The organism is Neisseria subflava (genome assembly GCF_003044935.1).
Lineage (GTDB): Bacteria > Pseudomonadota > Gammaproteobacteria > Burkholderiales > Neisseriaceae > Neisseria > Neisseria subflava_E.
Genome location: NZ_POXP01000001.1, coordinates 276,593 through 290,078, shown reverse-complemented (window position 1 = coordinate 290,078; position 13,486 = coordinate 276,593). Strand labels below are relative to the sequence as shown.

Below are 13,486 nucleotides of genomic sequence, written 5' to 3'. Positions count from 1 at the left end.
TGCGATTCGATTTACAAAGCCGCATCAAAGCCGCCGTCTTCCACCGCTTCTATCAGCGCGGCGGGGTTGGTTTGGGCGGGGTCGAATTCCACGACGGCATTCTTGTTTTCCAGGCTCACTTCGGCCTTGTCCACGCCGTTTACGCCTTCGAGGATGCTGGTAACGCTTTTCACGCAGCCGCCGCAGGTCATGCCTTCGATGTTTAATGTGATGGTTTGCATAGGGTTTCCTTTCTGTTGGAATGAGGCTGAGGTTTTAAAGCCCGTTGCAGCCAAAGCTTTCAGGTAACCTGAAATGATGGGTCTGCTCTTGCTTTCCCGCTAAGTGCCGCCACTATAAAGCTTTACCCGAAGTAAAGGTCAAGCATCATGATGAACATCAGCCAGGCCGCGGCCGAGAGCGGCCTTTCCGCCAAACAAATCCGCGACTACGAAAAGCACGGCCTAATCGCCCCGGCCGCGCGCAGCGAAGCAGGCTACCGCTGCTACGGACAGGCCGACCTTGTCCGGCTGCGCTTTATCCGCCATGCGCGGGAAGTGGGCTTTTCGCTGCCGCAGATCGGGCAGCTTTTGAGCCTGCAACACAACCCGCAGCGCACCAGCCGCGAAGTGAAAACGCTCACCGCGCGGCACATCGCCGAGCTGGAAGCCAAAATTGAACGCTTGCAGGGCATGGTGGCCGAGCTGCAATGTTGGCACGATGCCTGCACGGGAGACGACTGCCCGGATTGTGCGATTTTGGCCGGGCTGGAGGAGCGTTAGGCGGCTTGGGCAGAATAGAAACAGGCTACCTGAAAAGTTTCAGGTAGCCTTAGTCGGCCGCTAACGGTTTGGTACAGGCCTCGTCGTAATACGGCAGCCACTTGCCGCCGCTTTGCTTCAGATATGCGCGAAAACTTTTGTTTACCCGTGTGGCGGTGTAATCCAAATAATGGCAAAAAGTAAGTTATCAAGAGACAGAGGCCGTCTGAAGCGTTTCAGACGGCCTTTTCAAAATACGCTTATCGGTTACAAAGCCACGTCGTAGCCGCCGTCTTCTACGGCATCAATCAGCGCGTCGGCATCTGTTTTGCTTTCATCGAAAGTAATCACTGCATTTTTGTTTTCCAGGCTGACTTCTGCTTTTTCCACGCCTTCTACGCCTTCCAAAAGACGGGTTACGCTTTTCACGCAACCGCCGCAGGTCATGCCGTCGATATTGAGGGTAACAGTTTGCATTTGTATTTCCTTTCATTCAAACAAATATGGTTGCCAAATACTTTACTCCTTACACAAACAGCTTGCAAATTCTTCATTAGGGCCGTCTGAAAAATGCAGATAGGCGTATAATAACGTCCCTTACTTCATCAAACGGACATAATAATGACTTCAACATTGAAACAATGGGTTAGTGTATGCGCGCTGGCGGTGGGAGCGTTTATTTTCAATACCACCGAATTCATTCCGATTGCGCTTTTGAGCGACATCGGTCAAAGCTTTGGCAAACCGGCAACGGAAGTGGGCATGATGATCACGGTGTATGCGTGGATTGTTGCGCTCCTATCGCTACCGCTGATGCTGATGACGAAAAACATCGAACGGCGCAAATTATTGCTGATGCTGTTTGCACTGTTCGCGCTGTTTCACGCGCTGTCGTTCTTTTCTTGGAACTTCACCATCCTCTTGGTCAGCCGTGTCGGGATTGCGCTGACACACGCGATCTTTTGGTCGATTACGGCTTCTTTGGCGGTACGGCTTGCCCCCGCCGGCAAAACCAATCAGGCTCTGGGCTTGCTCAGTACGGGTTCGGTTTTGGCGATGGTTTTGGGTATTCCGCTGGGGCGCGTGGTCGGGCAATACTTCGGCTGGCAGCTCAGCTTCCTGCTGATCGGGGTCTGCGCTGCCGGCGTAATGCTGGTGTTGGCTAAAAACCTGCCTGCTTTACCCAGCCAAAATACCGGCTCTTTAAGCAGCCTGCCGAGTTTGTTCAAACGCCGTAACCTGATGCTGCTCTATGTCATGACGGTGTTGATTATTACAGCCCATTTCACGGCATACAGCTATATCGAGCCTTTCGTTTTGCAAATCGGCCACTTTAAAGCCGAACAAGTAACAATAGTCTTGAGCCTGTACGGTTTGGCAGGATTTGCTGCATCTTATCTGTTCGGCAAATGGTTTGCCAAAGCGCAACGTTTGTTTATGCTCGGCGCAGTGGCAGTCATCCTGCTTTCCGCCCTGCTGCTTCTGCCGCTTGCCTCTTTCCCGTATGCGGTATATGCGCTGGTGTTTATTTGGGGCGTGGCCATCGTCATCGTCAGCTTGGGCATGGTCTCAAAAGTATTGTCGTTTGCTTCCGATGCGACAGATGTGGCCAACTCGATTTATTCAGGTTTGTACAATGTCGGTATCGGCGGCGGTGCGCTTTTGGGGCATTACGTGACCACTTGGTTCGGCCTTTCCAATATCGGCATTGCAGGCGCACTCTTGGCTGCAGCCGCTTTGGCCGTGTGCAGCCTACTGGTTAAAGCACAAGACAACCCGACACAAAACGTTTAAAATCCAATCACTTTCCTAATCGAACGGACAAACAGCCCTCCTGCTGCTTGTCCGTTTTTTATTTTATTTTAAAAAATAATTTACAATTTATTTACACTACATTAAATTACAAATATACTGTCGCTGTCAGGCCGTCTGAAAACGGTCGGCACAAGCGTAAAAGAAAAACCAGCAAACTTCAGAGGAACATTCTATGGATCTGCACGCAAAGGACAAAACCCAGCATCCGGAAAACGTCGAGCTGCTCAGTGCACAAAAGCCGATTACCGACTTTAAAGGCCTGCTGACCACCATCATTTCCGCCGTCGTCTGTTTCGGCATTTACAGCGTCCTGCCCTACAGCCCCGACGCCAACAAAGGCATCGCGCTGTTGATTTTCGTTGCCGCGCTTTGGTTTACCGAAGCCGTCCACATCACGGTAACCGCATTGATGGTGCCGATTCTCGCCGTCGTACTCGGCTTCCCCGACATGGACATCAAAAAGGCGATGGCGGGCTTTGCCGATCCGACGATTTACATCTTCTTCGGCGGCTTCGCGCTTGCAACCGCCCTGCACATGCAGCGCCTCGACCGTAAAATCGCCGTCAGCCTGTTGCGCCTGTCGCGCGGCAATATGAAAGTGGCCGTGTTGATGCTGTTTGCCGTTACCGCCTTCCTGTCCATGTGGATCAGCAATACTGCAACAGCCGCCATGATGCTGCCTTTGGCAATGGGTATGATGAGCCACCTCGATCAAGAAAAAGAACGCAAAACCTACGTTTTCGTCCTGCTCGGCATCGCCTACTGCGCCAGTATCGGCGGCTTGGGTACCGTGGTCGGTTCACCGCCAAACATGATTGCCGCCAAAGCGCTAAACTTGGACTTCGTCGGCTGGATGAAGCTCGGCCTGCCGATGATGCTGTTGATTCTGCCGCTGATGCTGTTCTCCATGTATGTCATCCTCAAACCTAATTTGAACGAACGCGTGGAAGTTAAAGAGGAGTCTATCCCTTGGACGCTGCACCGCGTGATCGCATTGTTGATCTTCTTGGCTGCCGCCGTTGCTTGGGTATTCAGCTCCAAAATCAAAGCTGCATTCGGTATTTCCAACCCCGACACCGTCATCGCCCTGATTGCTGCCGTTGCCGTCGTCGTATTCGGCGTGGCTCAATGGAAAGAAGTTGCCCGCAATACCGACTGGGGTGTATTGATGCTCTTCGGCGGCGGTATCAGCTTGAGCGCACTGTTGCAATCTTCCGGTGCGTCCGAAGCATTGGGTCAACAGGTTGCCTCCACCTTCTCCCATTCTCCTGCATTGCTGGTGATTTTCGTGGTTGCCGCCTTCATCATCTTCCTGACCGAGTTCACCAGTAACACTGCCTCCGCCGCGCTGCTCGTACCCATTTTCGCCAGCATCGCCACGCAAATGGGTCTGCCCGAACAAGTCTTGGTATTCGTCATCGGCATCGGCGCGTCTTGTGCCTTCATGTTGCCGGTTGCCACGCCGCCTAACGCGATTGTGTTCGGTACGGGCTTAATCAAACAACGCGAAATGATGAACGTCGGCTTGCTGCTGAACGTCCTCTGTATCGTATTGGTTGCGCTGTGGGCTTATTTCGTCCTGATGCCGTAAACCCGTAAACATAGTCGAGGCCGTCTGAAAGAATATTTTTCAGACGGCCTTGAAGTTTGTCGTTCAGACACAATTTAACAAAATGATTAAAACCGGATTCTAACGAAAGGAAACCCATGATTATCCTGCACACCAACAAAGGCGACATCAAAATCGAACTCGATTTCGACAAAGCCCCCGTTACTGCTAAAAACTTCGAGCAATACGTTAAAGACGGCTTCTACGACGGCGTAATCTTCCACCGCGTCATCAAAGGCTTCATGATTCAAGGCGGCGGCATGGATGAAAACATGAACGAAAAAGAAACCCGCGATCCGATTCAAAACGAAGCGTCCAACGGTTTGCCCAACGAAAAATACACCATCGCCATGGCGCGTACTTCCGATCCTCACTCTGCCAGCGCGCAATTCTTCATCAACACTGCCGATAACGCCTTCCTGAACTTCCGCTCTAAAGAACTGTACGGCAAAACCGTCGTCCAAGACTGGGGCTATGCCGTATTCGGTAAAGTCGTTGACGGTTTTGACGTTGTCGATGCCATCGAAGGCGTTTCTACCAAACGCCACGGCTACCACGACGATGTACCGACCGAACCTGTCATCATCACCAAAGCCGAAGTGGTTTAATTGATTGATTTCCCATAAAAACAGCCTGTCCGAATTCAAAACGGACAGGCTGTTTTTCAATCATTAATGACGATACCTTCACACATCATAAGTACCGACCACGCATGCCGAATCCAAAACATGACCCTGCATGGCAAAATGCAGCTCATTAAAGCGGAAACCGCGCGGCAAATCCAAAACGGTATCCAGCGCGTACACAATCAGCTCATAACGATGGCGGTTGTTCGGTGGCGCCATGCCGCCGTAAAACGAAGCCTCTTCGATTTCAAATTTACCCAATGCGCTCGCCCAGGTGTTCGCGCCTTGCGTGAAATCCGTTGCAGAAATACTTTCATTTTCTACCACGGAAGTACGTTTCAAATCCGAAATCAACCAATGCGTCCATACGAAACCCGATGCTGAAATGGCATCTTTGTCTTCCAACACCACGGCAAACGATTTTGTTCCTTCAGGCGCATCTTCGATCTCAAAAGGAATCGAATAAGTAGGCATACCGTTCGGACTGAACTGGCTGCCGCGCTTGCCGTATTTGTCTTCAAATTCGCCGTTGACAATAGCTTTACTGCTGACTTTCATCTTATATCTCCCAATAGTAGGTTTGTTCATTCTAACAAACCCCAAGGCCGTCTGAAAGATACTGCCGTTTTCACTTTCCCGATGTCGCATTTTCAGACGGCCTCAAGCAATATTCGCAATTCGATCAAACACATTTGACATTCCATAGTATAATCCGCCGCATGAAAACTACACAGGATACGCATTATGGATTGGAAAGGCCGTGAACAAAGCCAAAACGTCGAAGACCGCCGCGGAAGCCGTGGCGGCGGCGGTGGCGGCAAAACGCCGGGCATACTCGGCATTATCGTGGTTTTGGTCGGTGCATATTACGGCGTGGATTTGAGCGGTTTGGTTGGTGGCTCATCTTCAATGAGCATTCCTACCCAGCAAGCTTCCCGACTCGACAGCCAACAAGAAGCCGAATTGAACGAACTGTCCCGCGTCGTCCTTGCAGATACGGAAAAAGCATGGAGCAAATATTTCCAACAACACGGTCAACACTACACGCCGGCAACCATGGTGTTGTATGAAGGCGGTACATCCACCGCCTGCGGTACGGGCCAATCTGCCATGGGCCCGTTTTACTGCCCAGGCGACCAAAAAGTTTATTTGGATTTGAGTTTCTACGAAGACATGCGCACCAAACTCAAATCTGCCAGCGATGCTGCGTTTGCCTACGTTATTGCCCATGAAGTCGGCCATCACGTCCAAAACCTGCTCGGCATTCTGCCTAAAGTCCACAAAATGCAACAGCAAGTCGGCAAGAAAGAGGCCAATGCCCTTTCCGTCAAACTCGAATTGCAGGCCGACTGCTTCGCCGGTATTTGGGGACACTACGCCGTCAACAACAATATCTTCAAAGCCGAAGACATTCAAAAAGCGATGCTGGCTGCCGAATCCGTCGGCGATGACCGCTTGCAGAAACAGGCTCAGGGCTATGTCGTTCCCGACAGCTTTACCCATGGCTCGTCCGAAGAACGCATAACTTGGCTCAAGCGCGGTTTGGAAAGCGGCGACATCAACCAGTGCAACACTTTCAACAATTGATTCGTCCAAACAACACTGTTCTTTGATGTAACGATAAAAGGCCGTCTGAATTCTTCAGACGGCCTTTTAGCCGTGTTAGAATAACGCCTATTATTTCCCCTTAAATTCAAAGGAAACCCACATGGCAAATATCGCCCGCGACATTTTCAAAGCCTACGACATCCGGGGCATCGTCGGTAAAACCCTGACCGACGAAGCTGCCTACTTAATCGGTAAAGCTATTGCTACCAAAGCCTCCGAAAAAGGCATTACCCGCATCGCACTCGGTCGCGACGGCCGTTTGAGCGGTCCCGGCCTGATGGCACAAATTCAACGCGGTTTTACAGACAGCGGCATTGACGTCCTCAACGTCGGCATGGTTGCCACCCCTATGCTCTACTTCGCAGCCATCAACGAATGCGGCGGCAGCGGCGTGATGATTACCGGCAGCCACAATCCGCCCGATTACAACGGTTTCAAAATGATGCTCGGCGGCGACACGCTCGCAGGCGAAGCCATTCAAGAACTTTTAGCCATTGTTGAAAAAGACGGTTTTGTTGCCGCCGACAAACAAGGCAGCGTAACTGAAAAAGACATCTCCGGCGAATACCACAACAACATCGTCGGCCACATCAAGCTCAAACGCCCGATGAAAATCGCCATCGACGCGGGCAACGGTGTCGGCGGCGCATTCGCGGGCAAACTCTACAAAGGTTTGGGCAACGAAGTAACCGAACTTTTCTGCGAAGTAGACGGCAACTTCCCTAATCACCACCCTGATCCTTCCAAACCGAAAAACCTGCAAGACCTCATCGTCGAGCTCAAAAACGGCAATGCTGAAATCGGCTTGGCATTTGACGGCGATGCCGACCGCTTGGGCGTGGTCACCAAAGACGGCAACATCATCTATCCAGACCGCCAACTGATGCTTTTCGCGCAAGACGTGTTGAACCGCAATCCTAAAGCCAAAGTGATTTTCGACGTCAAATCCACCCGTCTGCTCGCGCCTTGGATTAAAGAACACGGCGGCGAACCTGTAATGGAAAAAACCGGCCACAGCTTCATCAAATCTACCATGAAAAAAACCGGCGCACTGGTTGCAGGCGAAATGAGCGGCCACGTTTTCTTTAAAGAACGCTGGTTCGGCTTTGACGATGGTATGTATGCCGGCGCACGCCTCTTGGAAATCCTGTCTGCCTTCGACAATCCGTCCGAAGTGTTGAACAAGCTGCCGCAAAGTATTTCCACTCCGGAACTCAACATTGACCTGCCTGAAGGCAGCAACGGCCACAAAGTGATTGAAGAGCTGGCTGCCAATGCCAAGTTTGAAGGGGCGACCGAAATCATCACCATCGACGGCTTGCGCGTTGAATTCCCTGACGGCTTCGGACTGATGCGTGCTTCCAATACCACGCCGATTTTGGTATTGCGTTTTGAAGCGGATACGCAAGAAGCGATTGAGCGTATTCAAAACCAATTCAAAGCAGTCATTGAAAGCAATCCAGCATTGAAATGGCCGCTGTAAGGGTTTAGGCTAAAATAAAAGGCCGTCTGAAAATCATTTCAGACGGCCTTTAATATTAAACATTGATTATTTAAAGTTTGGAAACCAAGAATATCCCGGCTTAATTATCCAACTTGCGCCAACTGTTGACGCATTTCATCAATAACGGCTTTGTAATCCGCTTTGCCAAAAATCGCCGAACCGGCCACAAACGTATCCGCACCTGCCGCCGCAATTTCAGCAATATTGTCTGTCTTCACGCCGCCATCGACTTCCAATGCGATATGGCGGCCGCTTTGCCGTTCATACTCGTCCAACATCTCGCGCACTTTGCAGATTTTCACCAGCGTATTCGGGATAAAGCTTTGTCCGCCAAAGCCCGGGTTGACCGACATCAGCAACACCATATCCAGTTTGTCCAAAACGTTTTCCAGAATATTGACCGGCGTAGCAGGATTCAATACCAAACCTGCCTGACAGCCGTATTCTTTAATCAAACCCAAGCTGCGGTCGACATGGCGGCTGGCTTCGGGATGAAAGGTAATGATATTGGCACCGGCTTTGGCAAACGCATGAATCAAATCATCCACCGGCTCAACCATCAAATGCACATCGACCGGCACGGTTGCATACGGTTTCAAAGCCGCGCAAACCATAGGGCCGAAAGTCAGATTCGGCACATAATGATTGTCCATCACGTCAAAATGAATCAAATCCGCACCGGCGCGAATCACTTCGGCAACCTCTTCGCCCAAACGGGCAAAATCGGCAGACAAAATACTGGGTGCGATACGGTAGTCGGTCATGTTTATCCTCCTAAAGTGTGTTCCTTTGTCATTATCGCATTTTTAACCCTATGTTGTATGCTGCCGACAACATCTCTGCCGTCATTTTTATGAATTTACATTTCATATACATTAATGAAACTTATAATCACATAGTAAGGCTTTGAAAATAAATTATTAGATTACATACATATGCAAAAAAATCTAACATCATTAACAAAAGTTAACTGCATTGATACTGCCTTTCACACGCTTATCGGTTATATTTCCAAACCTGATGAAACATTAGGAAAACACCGTGTCTGTTGCACTTTCCCGCTATCCGACTTTTATTTTCTTAGCACTCGCCCTACTCTGTTCCAGTCTGCCTGCACACGCCGGCCCGTTTCTGGCCACTTTGGACGACTTCCACCCGAATTGCGACATCCGACAGCTTAATTTATCCGCCGACCAACACGCCGCCCTGCGCCACCTGCGTACCGACTTCAAACAAATCAACGATAAAGCCTACCGCAAAACCGTACGCTCCGACCGCAACCGCCGTCAAACCATCATCAAAATCCTCTCCGGCGACTCATTCGACTCAAACGCCGCCCGCGATTATGTTGAAAACCGCTACCTCTCCAGCATGGACTATGCGGTGGATGAAATGGAAATCCAATACCGCTTCTATCATCTGCTAAATCCGCGCCAACGCCAGCAATGGTTGTCTTCATGCTTGCGCTGATGGATAAATAAAAATACAAAAAGGCCGTCTGAAACCATATTCAGACGGCCTTTGCTTTTTCTGCCTTAATCCAGCACTCTTTCTTCCAGCAACCGCCCTGCCCAGTCGCAGGCAAACTGCCATGCCGAGCGGCCTGAACGGCTGCCGCGCATTTGCGCCCATTGCAATGCAGCTTGGCGCGCCGTATCGTCAAAAGGCACATTGAAATCGTCCAACCAGTTGGCTACAGCGGTCAAATAATCGTTTTGATCGAAAGGATAAAAACTCAGCCATAAGCCGAAGCGGTCGGAAAGGGAGATTTTCTCCTCGACAGCTTCCTTCTGATGGATTTCGCCGCGAGTGCCCGTAGTACCGCCGTTTTCATCCATGTATTCGGGAATTAAATGACGGCGGTTGGAAGTGGCATAAACCAAAACATTGGTGCAACGTTGCGACAGTCCGCCGTCTAAAGCAGTTTTCAAGGCTTTATAGGTTTCATCGCCGGTTTCAAACGACAAATCATCGCAGAAAACGATAAATTTCTCGGGACGCTCGGACAACAGCGTCAACAAAGCCGGCAAACTGATTAAATCGCTTTTATCCACCTCAATCAGTCGCAGGCCGCGATCTGCATATTCGTGCAACAGCGCTTTAACCAAGGAAGATTTTCCCGTACCGCGTGCGCCGGTCATCAAGACATTATTTGCCGGACGGCCTGCCAAAAATTGCTCGGTATTGCGTTTCAGCCTGTCGGTTTGCGAACCGACTGCCGCCAATCTGCTCAAAGGAAACGTATGCGGACGCGGCAGGCTTTCCAAAATGCCTTTTTTGCCCACACTGTGCCAACGGTAGGCCAAAGCGCGCCAGTCGGTTTTACCGGCTTCGTCAGGCAGGATTAAATCCAGACGGTTTAAAACGGAATTCGCTTTTTTCAAAAAATTGGATAATTTCATTTCGGCTTTCTTTTTTTTTTCAGACGGCCTTTTGTGCCAATACACGCATCACGGTATCGACAACGGCTTGGGTTTGCGGATCGATTTCAATATTGATGAGATCGCCTTCTTTGCGGCTGCCAAACAGGGTACGTTCCAAAGTCTCCGGAATCAGGTGTACGCAAAATTCGCTGTCGCTGACTTCGCCTATGGTCAGGCTGCAACCGTCCAAACCGACAAAGCCTTTGGTCAGGATGTAGGGTTTGAGGTTTTCCGGCAGCTCAAACCAAACTGTACGGTTGAACTCGCTGGATTCGATACGGGAAATTCGGGTAACCACCATCACATGGCCGCTCATCACATGGCCGCCGATTTCGTCGCCAAACCGCGCCGCGCGTTCCAAATTGACACTGTCGCCGACTTTCAAGCTGCCGAGATTGGTTTTACGTAAGGTCTCGTCCATCAAATCAAAGCTAACTTTGTTGCCGTCGATTCGGGTAATGGTCAGGCAGCAGCCGTTGTTGGCGACAGATGCGCCGGTTTGCAGATTATCGGCGATTTCGGGGGGCAGCTCGACAGTGTGGGTACGAAAGTCGGGCGAAGGTTGGGCGATGTCTGTAATTTTGCCTATGCCTTGTACGATACCTGTAAACATGATGTCTTCTTTCCGATGGTACGATAAGGCGGATATTGTAGCATTTTCCAGGCACAAAGGCCGTCTGAAAGCGGTGATGGCGATGGTTTGGGGTATAATCGGATTTTTATTTCCGCAGCCCGATCATGCTCAGCTACCGCCACGCCTTCCATGCCGGCAACCATGCCGATATGCTCAAGCACTTCACCCTCTTCCTCGTCCTCGAATATTTCAACCGTAAAGACAAGCCCTATTGGTATATCGATACGCACAGCGGTGCCGGTTTGTATGATTTGAGCGGCGATGAAGCGCAAAAAGTCGGCGAATACAAACAAGGCATTGCGCTCTTGGAACAAGCTGACAAGCTGCCTGCCGAATTGGCCGAATTTGTGGGCCGTCTGAAACAAATACTGCCGCAAGACAACCTTTACTGCGGCTCGCCTTGGCTAGCACAGGCACTCACGCGCGACAGCGACAAAATGCGCCTCTTTGAACTGCACCCTGCCGATTTTGTCCATTTGCAAAACAATATGCGCGAAGTCCGTCCGACGCGCAAAGTGCAAGTCAGCCAAGCGGACGGTTATCAAGGCCTGATTTCACTCTTGCCTCCTCCGCCCCGCCGCGCCACCGTCTTGATTGATCCGCCCTACGAAGAAAAACAAGACTACCGCCGCGTCGTCCAAGTCTTGAAAGATGCTTTAAAACGCTTTGAAACCGGCTGCTACATGATTTGGTATCCCTGCTTGAGCCGTGAAGAAAGCCGTAAACTGCCGGACGAACTCAAAAAAATCGCTCCCGACAATTATCTGCACGCCGAGCTCCATGTCCATACGCCGCGCAGTGACGGCTTCGGTATGCACGGCAGCGGCATGTTTGTCATCAACCCGCCCTATATGCTTGCCGAACAGCTGCAAAACAATCTGCCCGAACTTTCCAAAATTTTGGCGCAAGATGCCGACGCGCATTATATATTGGAAAGCAAAACGAAATAAACGCTGCCGTCTAAATGCATATCCAAGAGCTTCAATTTTTCTGCCAGACCTGCTCAGACGGCCTTAACCCTTTATACTTAAGCCTTTTTCCACTACAATTCACAACATAACAATTAACGACCGTCCACTCATGAATATACGCACACCCCTAGCCTGCACGCTCCTACTTTGCGCGTGCAGCGAATCTGTAAAAAACGAATTTAAAGAAGAATTTACCCAAAGTTTCCGCACCGAATTTGTCCGCTCGGCAACCGAAGCCTGCGTAGAAAAAGCTTCCGGAAAAAGCCCGTTTGATTCCGCGACCACTGAAAAAATCTGCCGCTGCATCGGCGAAAAAACAGTCGACCAAATCAATCCTGAAGAAGCGACATCGCTTTTGGGCGGCAGCGACTCCATGAGCGACGAGCTGAAAAAACGCATCAAAGACACCAGCATCGCCTGTACTAAAGAAGTTTTAGGCATGGCTGACAGCAAAACCAAATGAACACGCCGTTTTCAGACGGCCTGAAATTGAAAAATATTCGATTCAAACTTAGGAAAAGAGTGAAACCATGAAGACATTGAACCAATTCTTAGCCCACCACCTGCCCGAACACAAACTGCCGCAAGAGCTGGCCAGCGTATTGGAATCCGTAGCCGCCGCCTGTTTGGATATCAACGCCAAAGTCCGCCTCGGCGCGCTTTCCGGCGTTTTGGGTATGGCAGGTACCGGCAACATCCAAGGCGAAGACCAAAAGAAACTCGATGTCATCGCCAACAATATCATGATTGATGTTTTAAAAGCCAATGCCAACATCGCCGGTCTTGCCAGCGAAGAAGAAGACACCTATGTCGCCACGCACGAAAACGGCGGCTATTTGGTATTGTTTGATCCGCTGGACGGCTCTTCCAATATCGACGTCAACATCTCCGTCGGCACCATCTTCTCCATCTTGGCGAAACCTGAAGGTGCATTGACTACCGAGTCTTTCCTGCAAAAAGGCCGCGACCAAGTGGCCGCAGGTTATGTTTTATACGGTCCGCAAACCCAACTGGTACTGACTGTCGGTCACGGCGTGTTCGTCTTCACTCTGGACGATGCCAACCAATTCCTGCTGACCAAAGAAAATCCGCGTGTTCCAGAATCCACTAAAGAATTCGCCATCAATATGTCCAATCAAAGACATTGGTTCGCTCCTGTTCAACAATACATTGACGAACTACTGGCAGGCGAAACCGGCGTACGCGGCAAAAACTACAATATGCGCTGGGTAGCCAGCATGGTTGCCGAAATCCACCGCATCCTGATGCGCGGCGGCGTATTCATGTATCCGCAAGACAAACGCGACCCATCCAAACCGGGCAAACTGCGCCTGATGTACGAAGCCAACCCGATGAGCCTGATTATGGAACAAGCCGGCGGCGCATCAAACAACGCCATCGAAGCCATGCTCGACATCCAACCTACCGGCCTGCACCAACGTGTTGCCGTATTCATGGGCAGCCGCGAAGAAGTAGAATACGTTTATAATCTGCATCAAAAATAATCAGATGTATTGATTTCAAACCAAAAAAGGCCGTCTGAAATATGATTTTCA

16 protein-coding genes are annotated in these 13,486 nt (G+C 50.5%); 10 read left to right on the top strand and 6 right to left on the bottom strand.

Going from position 1 to position 13,486, the window contains the following annotated elements:
• Positions 1 to 11: 11 nt before the first annotated feature.
• Positions 12 to 221, bottom strand: a complete 210-nt coding sequence (locus DBY95_RS01415; RefSeq protein WP_003674677.1) for a heavy-metal-associated domain-containing protein — start codon at positions 219 to 221, stop codon at positions 12 to 14.
• Positions 222 to 368: 147 nt separating this feature from the next.
• Between DBY95_RS01415 and cueR the strand changes: the two genes are divergently transcribed.
• A complete protein-coding gene (gene cueR, locus DBY95_RS01410) occupies positions 369 to 761 on the top strand; it encodes a Cu(I)-responsive transcriptional regulator (protein WP_107723125.1) in 393 nt (130 codons plus the stop codon).
• Positions 762 to 1,007: 246 nt separating this feature from the next.
• Here cueR and DBY95_RS01405 read toward each other — a convergent pair whose 3' ends face one another.
• Positions 1,008 to 1,217, bottom strand: a complete 210-nt coding sequence (locus tag DBY95_RS01405) for a heavy-metal-associated domain-containing protein (RefSeq protein WP_049344680.1) — start codon at positions 1,215 to 1,217, stop codon at positions 1,008 to 1,010.
• Positions 1,218 to 1,361: 144 nt separating this feature from the next.
• Between DBY95_RS01405 and DBY95_RS01400 the strand changes: the two genes are divergently transcribed.
• The 3 genes from DBY95_RS01400 (at position 1,362) to DBY95_RS01390 (ending at position 4,772) form a co-directional block, all read left to right on the top strand.
• Positions 1,362 to 2,534 carry a sugar transporter gene (locus tag DBY95_RS01400; RefSeq protein WP_107723124.1) on the top strand — a complete coding sequence of 391 codons (1,173 nt, stop codon included), beginning with the start codon at positions 1,362 to 1,364 and terminating at the stop codon, positions 2,532 to 2,534.
• Between the two features lie 193 nt (positions 2,535 to 2,727).
• A complete protein-coding gene (locus DBY95_RS01395; RefSeq protein WP_003747091.1) occupies positions 2,728 to 4,146 on the top strand; it encodes an SLC13 family permease in 1,419 nt (472 codons plus the stop codon).
• 116 nt (positions 4,147 to 4,262) lie between these two features.
• Positions 4,263 to 4,772, top strand: a complete 510-nt coding sequence (locus DBY95_RS01390) for a peptidylprolyl isomerase (RefSeq protein ID WP_003747093.1) — start codon at positions 4,263 to 4,265, stop codon at positions 4,770 to 4,772.
• A 78-nt stretch (positions 4,773 to 4,850) separates the two neighbouring features.
• Here DBY95_RS01390 and DBY95_RS01385 read toward each other — a convergent pair whose 3' ends face one another.
• The gene (locus DBY95_RS01385) at positions 4,851 to 5,348 is read right to left on the bottom strand and encodes a YbhB/YbcL family Raf kinase inhibitor-like protein (protein WP_107723123.1); all 498 of its coding nucleotides are present in this window, start codon (positions 5,346 to 5,348) and stop codon (positions 4,851 to 4,853) included.
• A 186-nt stretch (positions 5,349 to 5,534) separates the two neighbouring features.
• Between DBY95_RS01385 and ypfJ the strand changes: the two genes are divergently transcribed.
• Together ypfJ and DBY95_RS01375 are read left to right on the top strand one after the other, a co-directional pair.
• On the top strand, positions 5,535 to 6,377 hold the full coding sequence (gene ypfJ / locus DBY95_RS01380; protein ID WP_107723122.1) for a KPN_02809 family neutral zinc metallopeptidase: 843 nt from the start codon (positions 5,535 to 5,537) through the stop codon (positions 6,375 to 6,377).
• Positions 6,378 to 6,498: 121 nt separating this feature from the next.
• Positions 6,499 to 7,881 (top strand): phosphomannomutase/phosphoglucomutase, encoded by a 1,383-nt coding sequence (locus DBY95_RS01375; RefSeq protein WP_107723121.1) that lies wholly within the window; start codon positions 6,499 to 6,501, stop codon positions 7,879 to 7,881.
• A 104-nt stretch (positions 7,882 to 7,985) separates the two neighbouring features.
• Here DBY95_RS01375 and rpe read toward each other — a convergent pair whose 3' ends face one another.
• On the bottom strand, positions 7,986 to 8,666 hold the full coding sequence (gene rpe, locus DBY95_RS01370; RefSeq protein WP_107723120.1) for a ribulose-phosphate 3-epimerase: 681 nt from the start codon (positions 8,664 to 8,666) through the stop codon (positions 7,986 to 7,988).
• Between the two features lie 277 nt (positions 8,667 to 8,943).
• On the opposite strand from rpe, the gene DBY95_RS01365 reads away from it, so the two are divergent.
• The gene (locus DBY95_RS01365; protein ID WP_107723119.1) at positions 8,944 to 9,372 is read left to right on the top strand and encodes a Spy/CpxP family protein refolding chaperone; all 429 of its coding nucleotides are present in this window, start codon (positions 8,944 to 8,946) and stop codon (positions 9,370 to 9,372) included.
• Between the two features lie 65 nt (positions 9,373 to 9,437).
• Here DBY95_RS01365 and DBY95_RS01360 read toward each other — a convergent pair whose 3' ends face one another.
• A complete protein-coding gene (locus DBY95_RS01360; RefSeq protein ID WP_107723118.1) occupies positions 9,438 to 10,304 on the bottom strand; it encodes an ATP-binding protein in 867 nt (288 codons plus the stop codon).
• Between the two features lie 19 nt (positions 10,305 to 10,323).
• Positions 10,324 to 10,938, bottom strand: coding sequence for a riboflavin synthase subunit alpha (locus tag DBY95_RS01355; RefSeq protein WP_107723117.1), 615 nt, complete (start codon positions 10,936 to 10,938; stop codon positions 10,324 to 10,326).
• A 125-nt stretch (positions 10,939 to 11,063) separates the two neighbouring features.
• Between DBY95_RS01355 and DBY95_RS01350 the strand changes: the two genes are divergently transcribed.
• The 3 genes from DBY95_RS01350 to DBY95_RS01340 all read left to right on the top strand — a co-directional run bounded on the left by DBY95_RS01350 (position 11,064) and on the right by DBY95_RS01340 (position 13,435).
• Positions 11,064 to 11,909 (top strand): 23S rRNA (adenine(2030)-N(6))-methyltransferase RlmJ, encoded by an 846-nt coding sequence (locus DBY95_RS01350; RefSeq protein WP_107723116.1) that lies wholly within the window; start codon positions 11,064 to 11,066, stop codon positions 11,907 to 11,909.
• Between the two features lie 130 nt (positions 11,910 to 12,039).
• Positions 12,040 to 12,393, top strand: a complete 354-nt coding sequence (locus DBY95_RS01345; RefSeq protein ID WP_070583373.1) for a hypothetical protein — start codon at positions 12,040 to 12,042, stop codon at positions 12,391 to 12,393.
• 67 nt (positions 12,394 to 12,460) lie between these two features.
• Positions 12,461 to 13,435, top strand: coding sequence for a class 1 fructose-bisphosphatase (locus tag DBY95_RS01340; RefSeq protein ID WP_107723115.1), 975 nt, complete (start codon positions 12,461 to 12,463; stop codon positions 13,433 to 13,435).
• Positions 13,436 to 13,486: the final 51 nt, after the last annotated feature.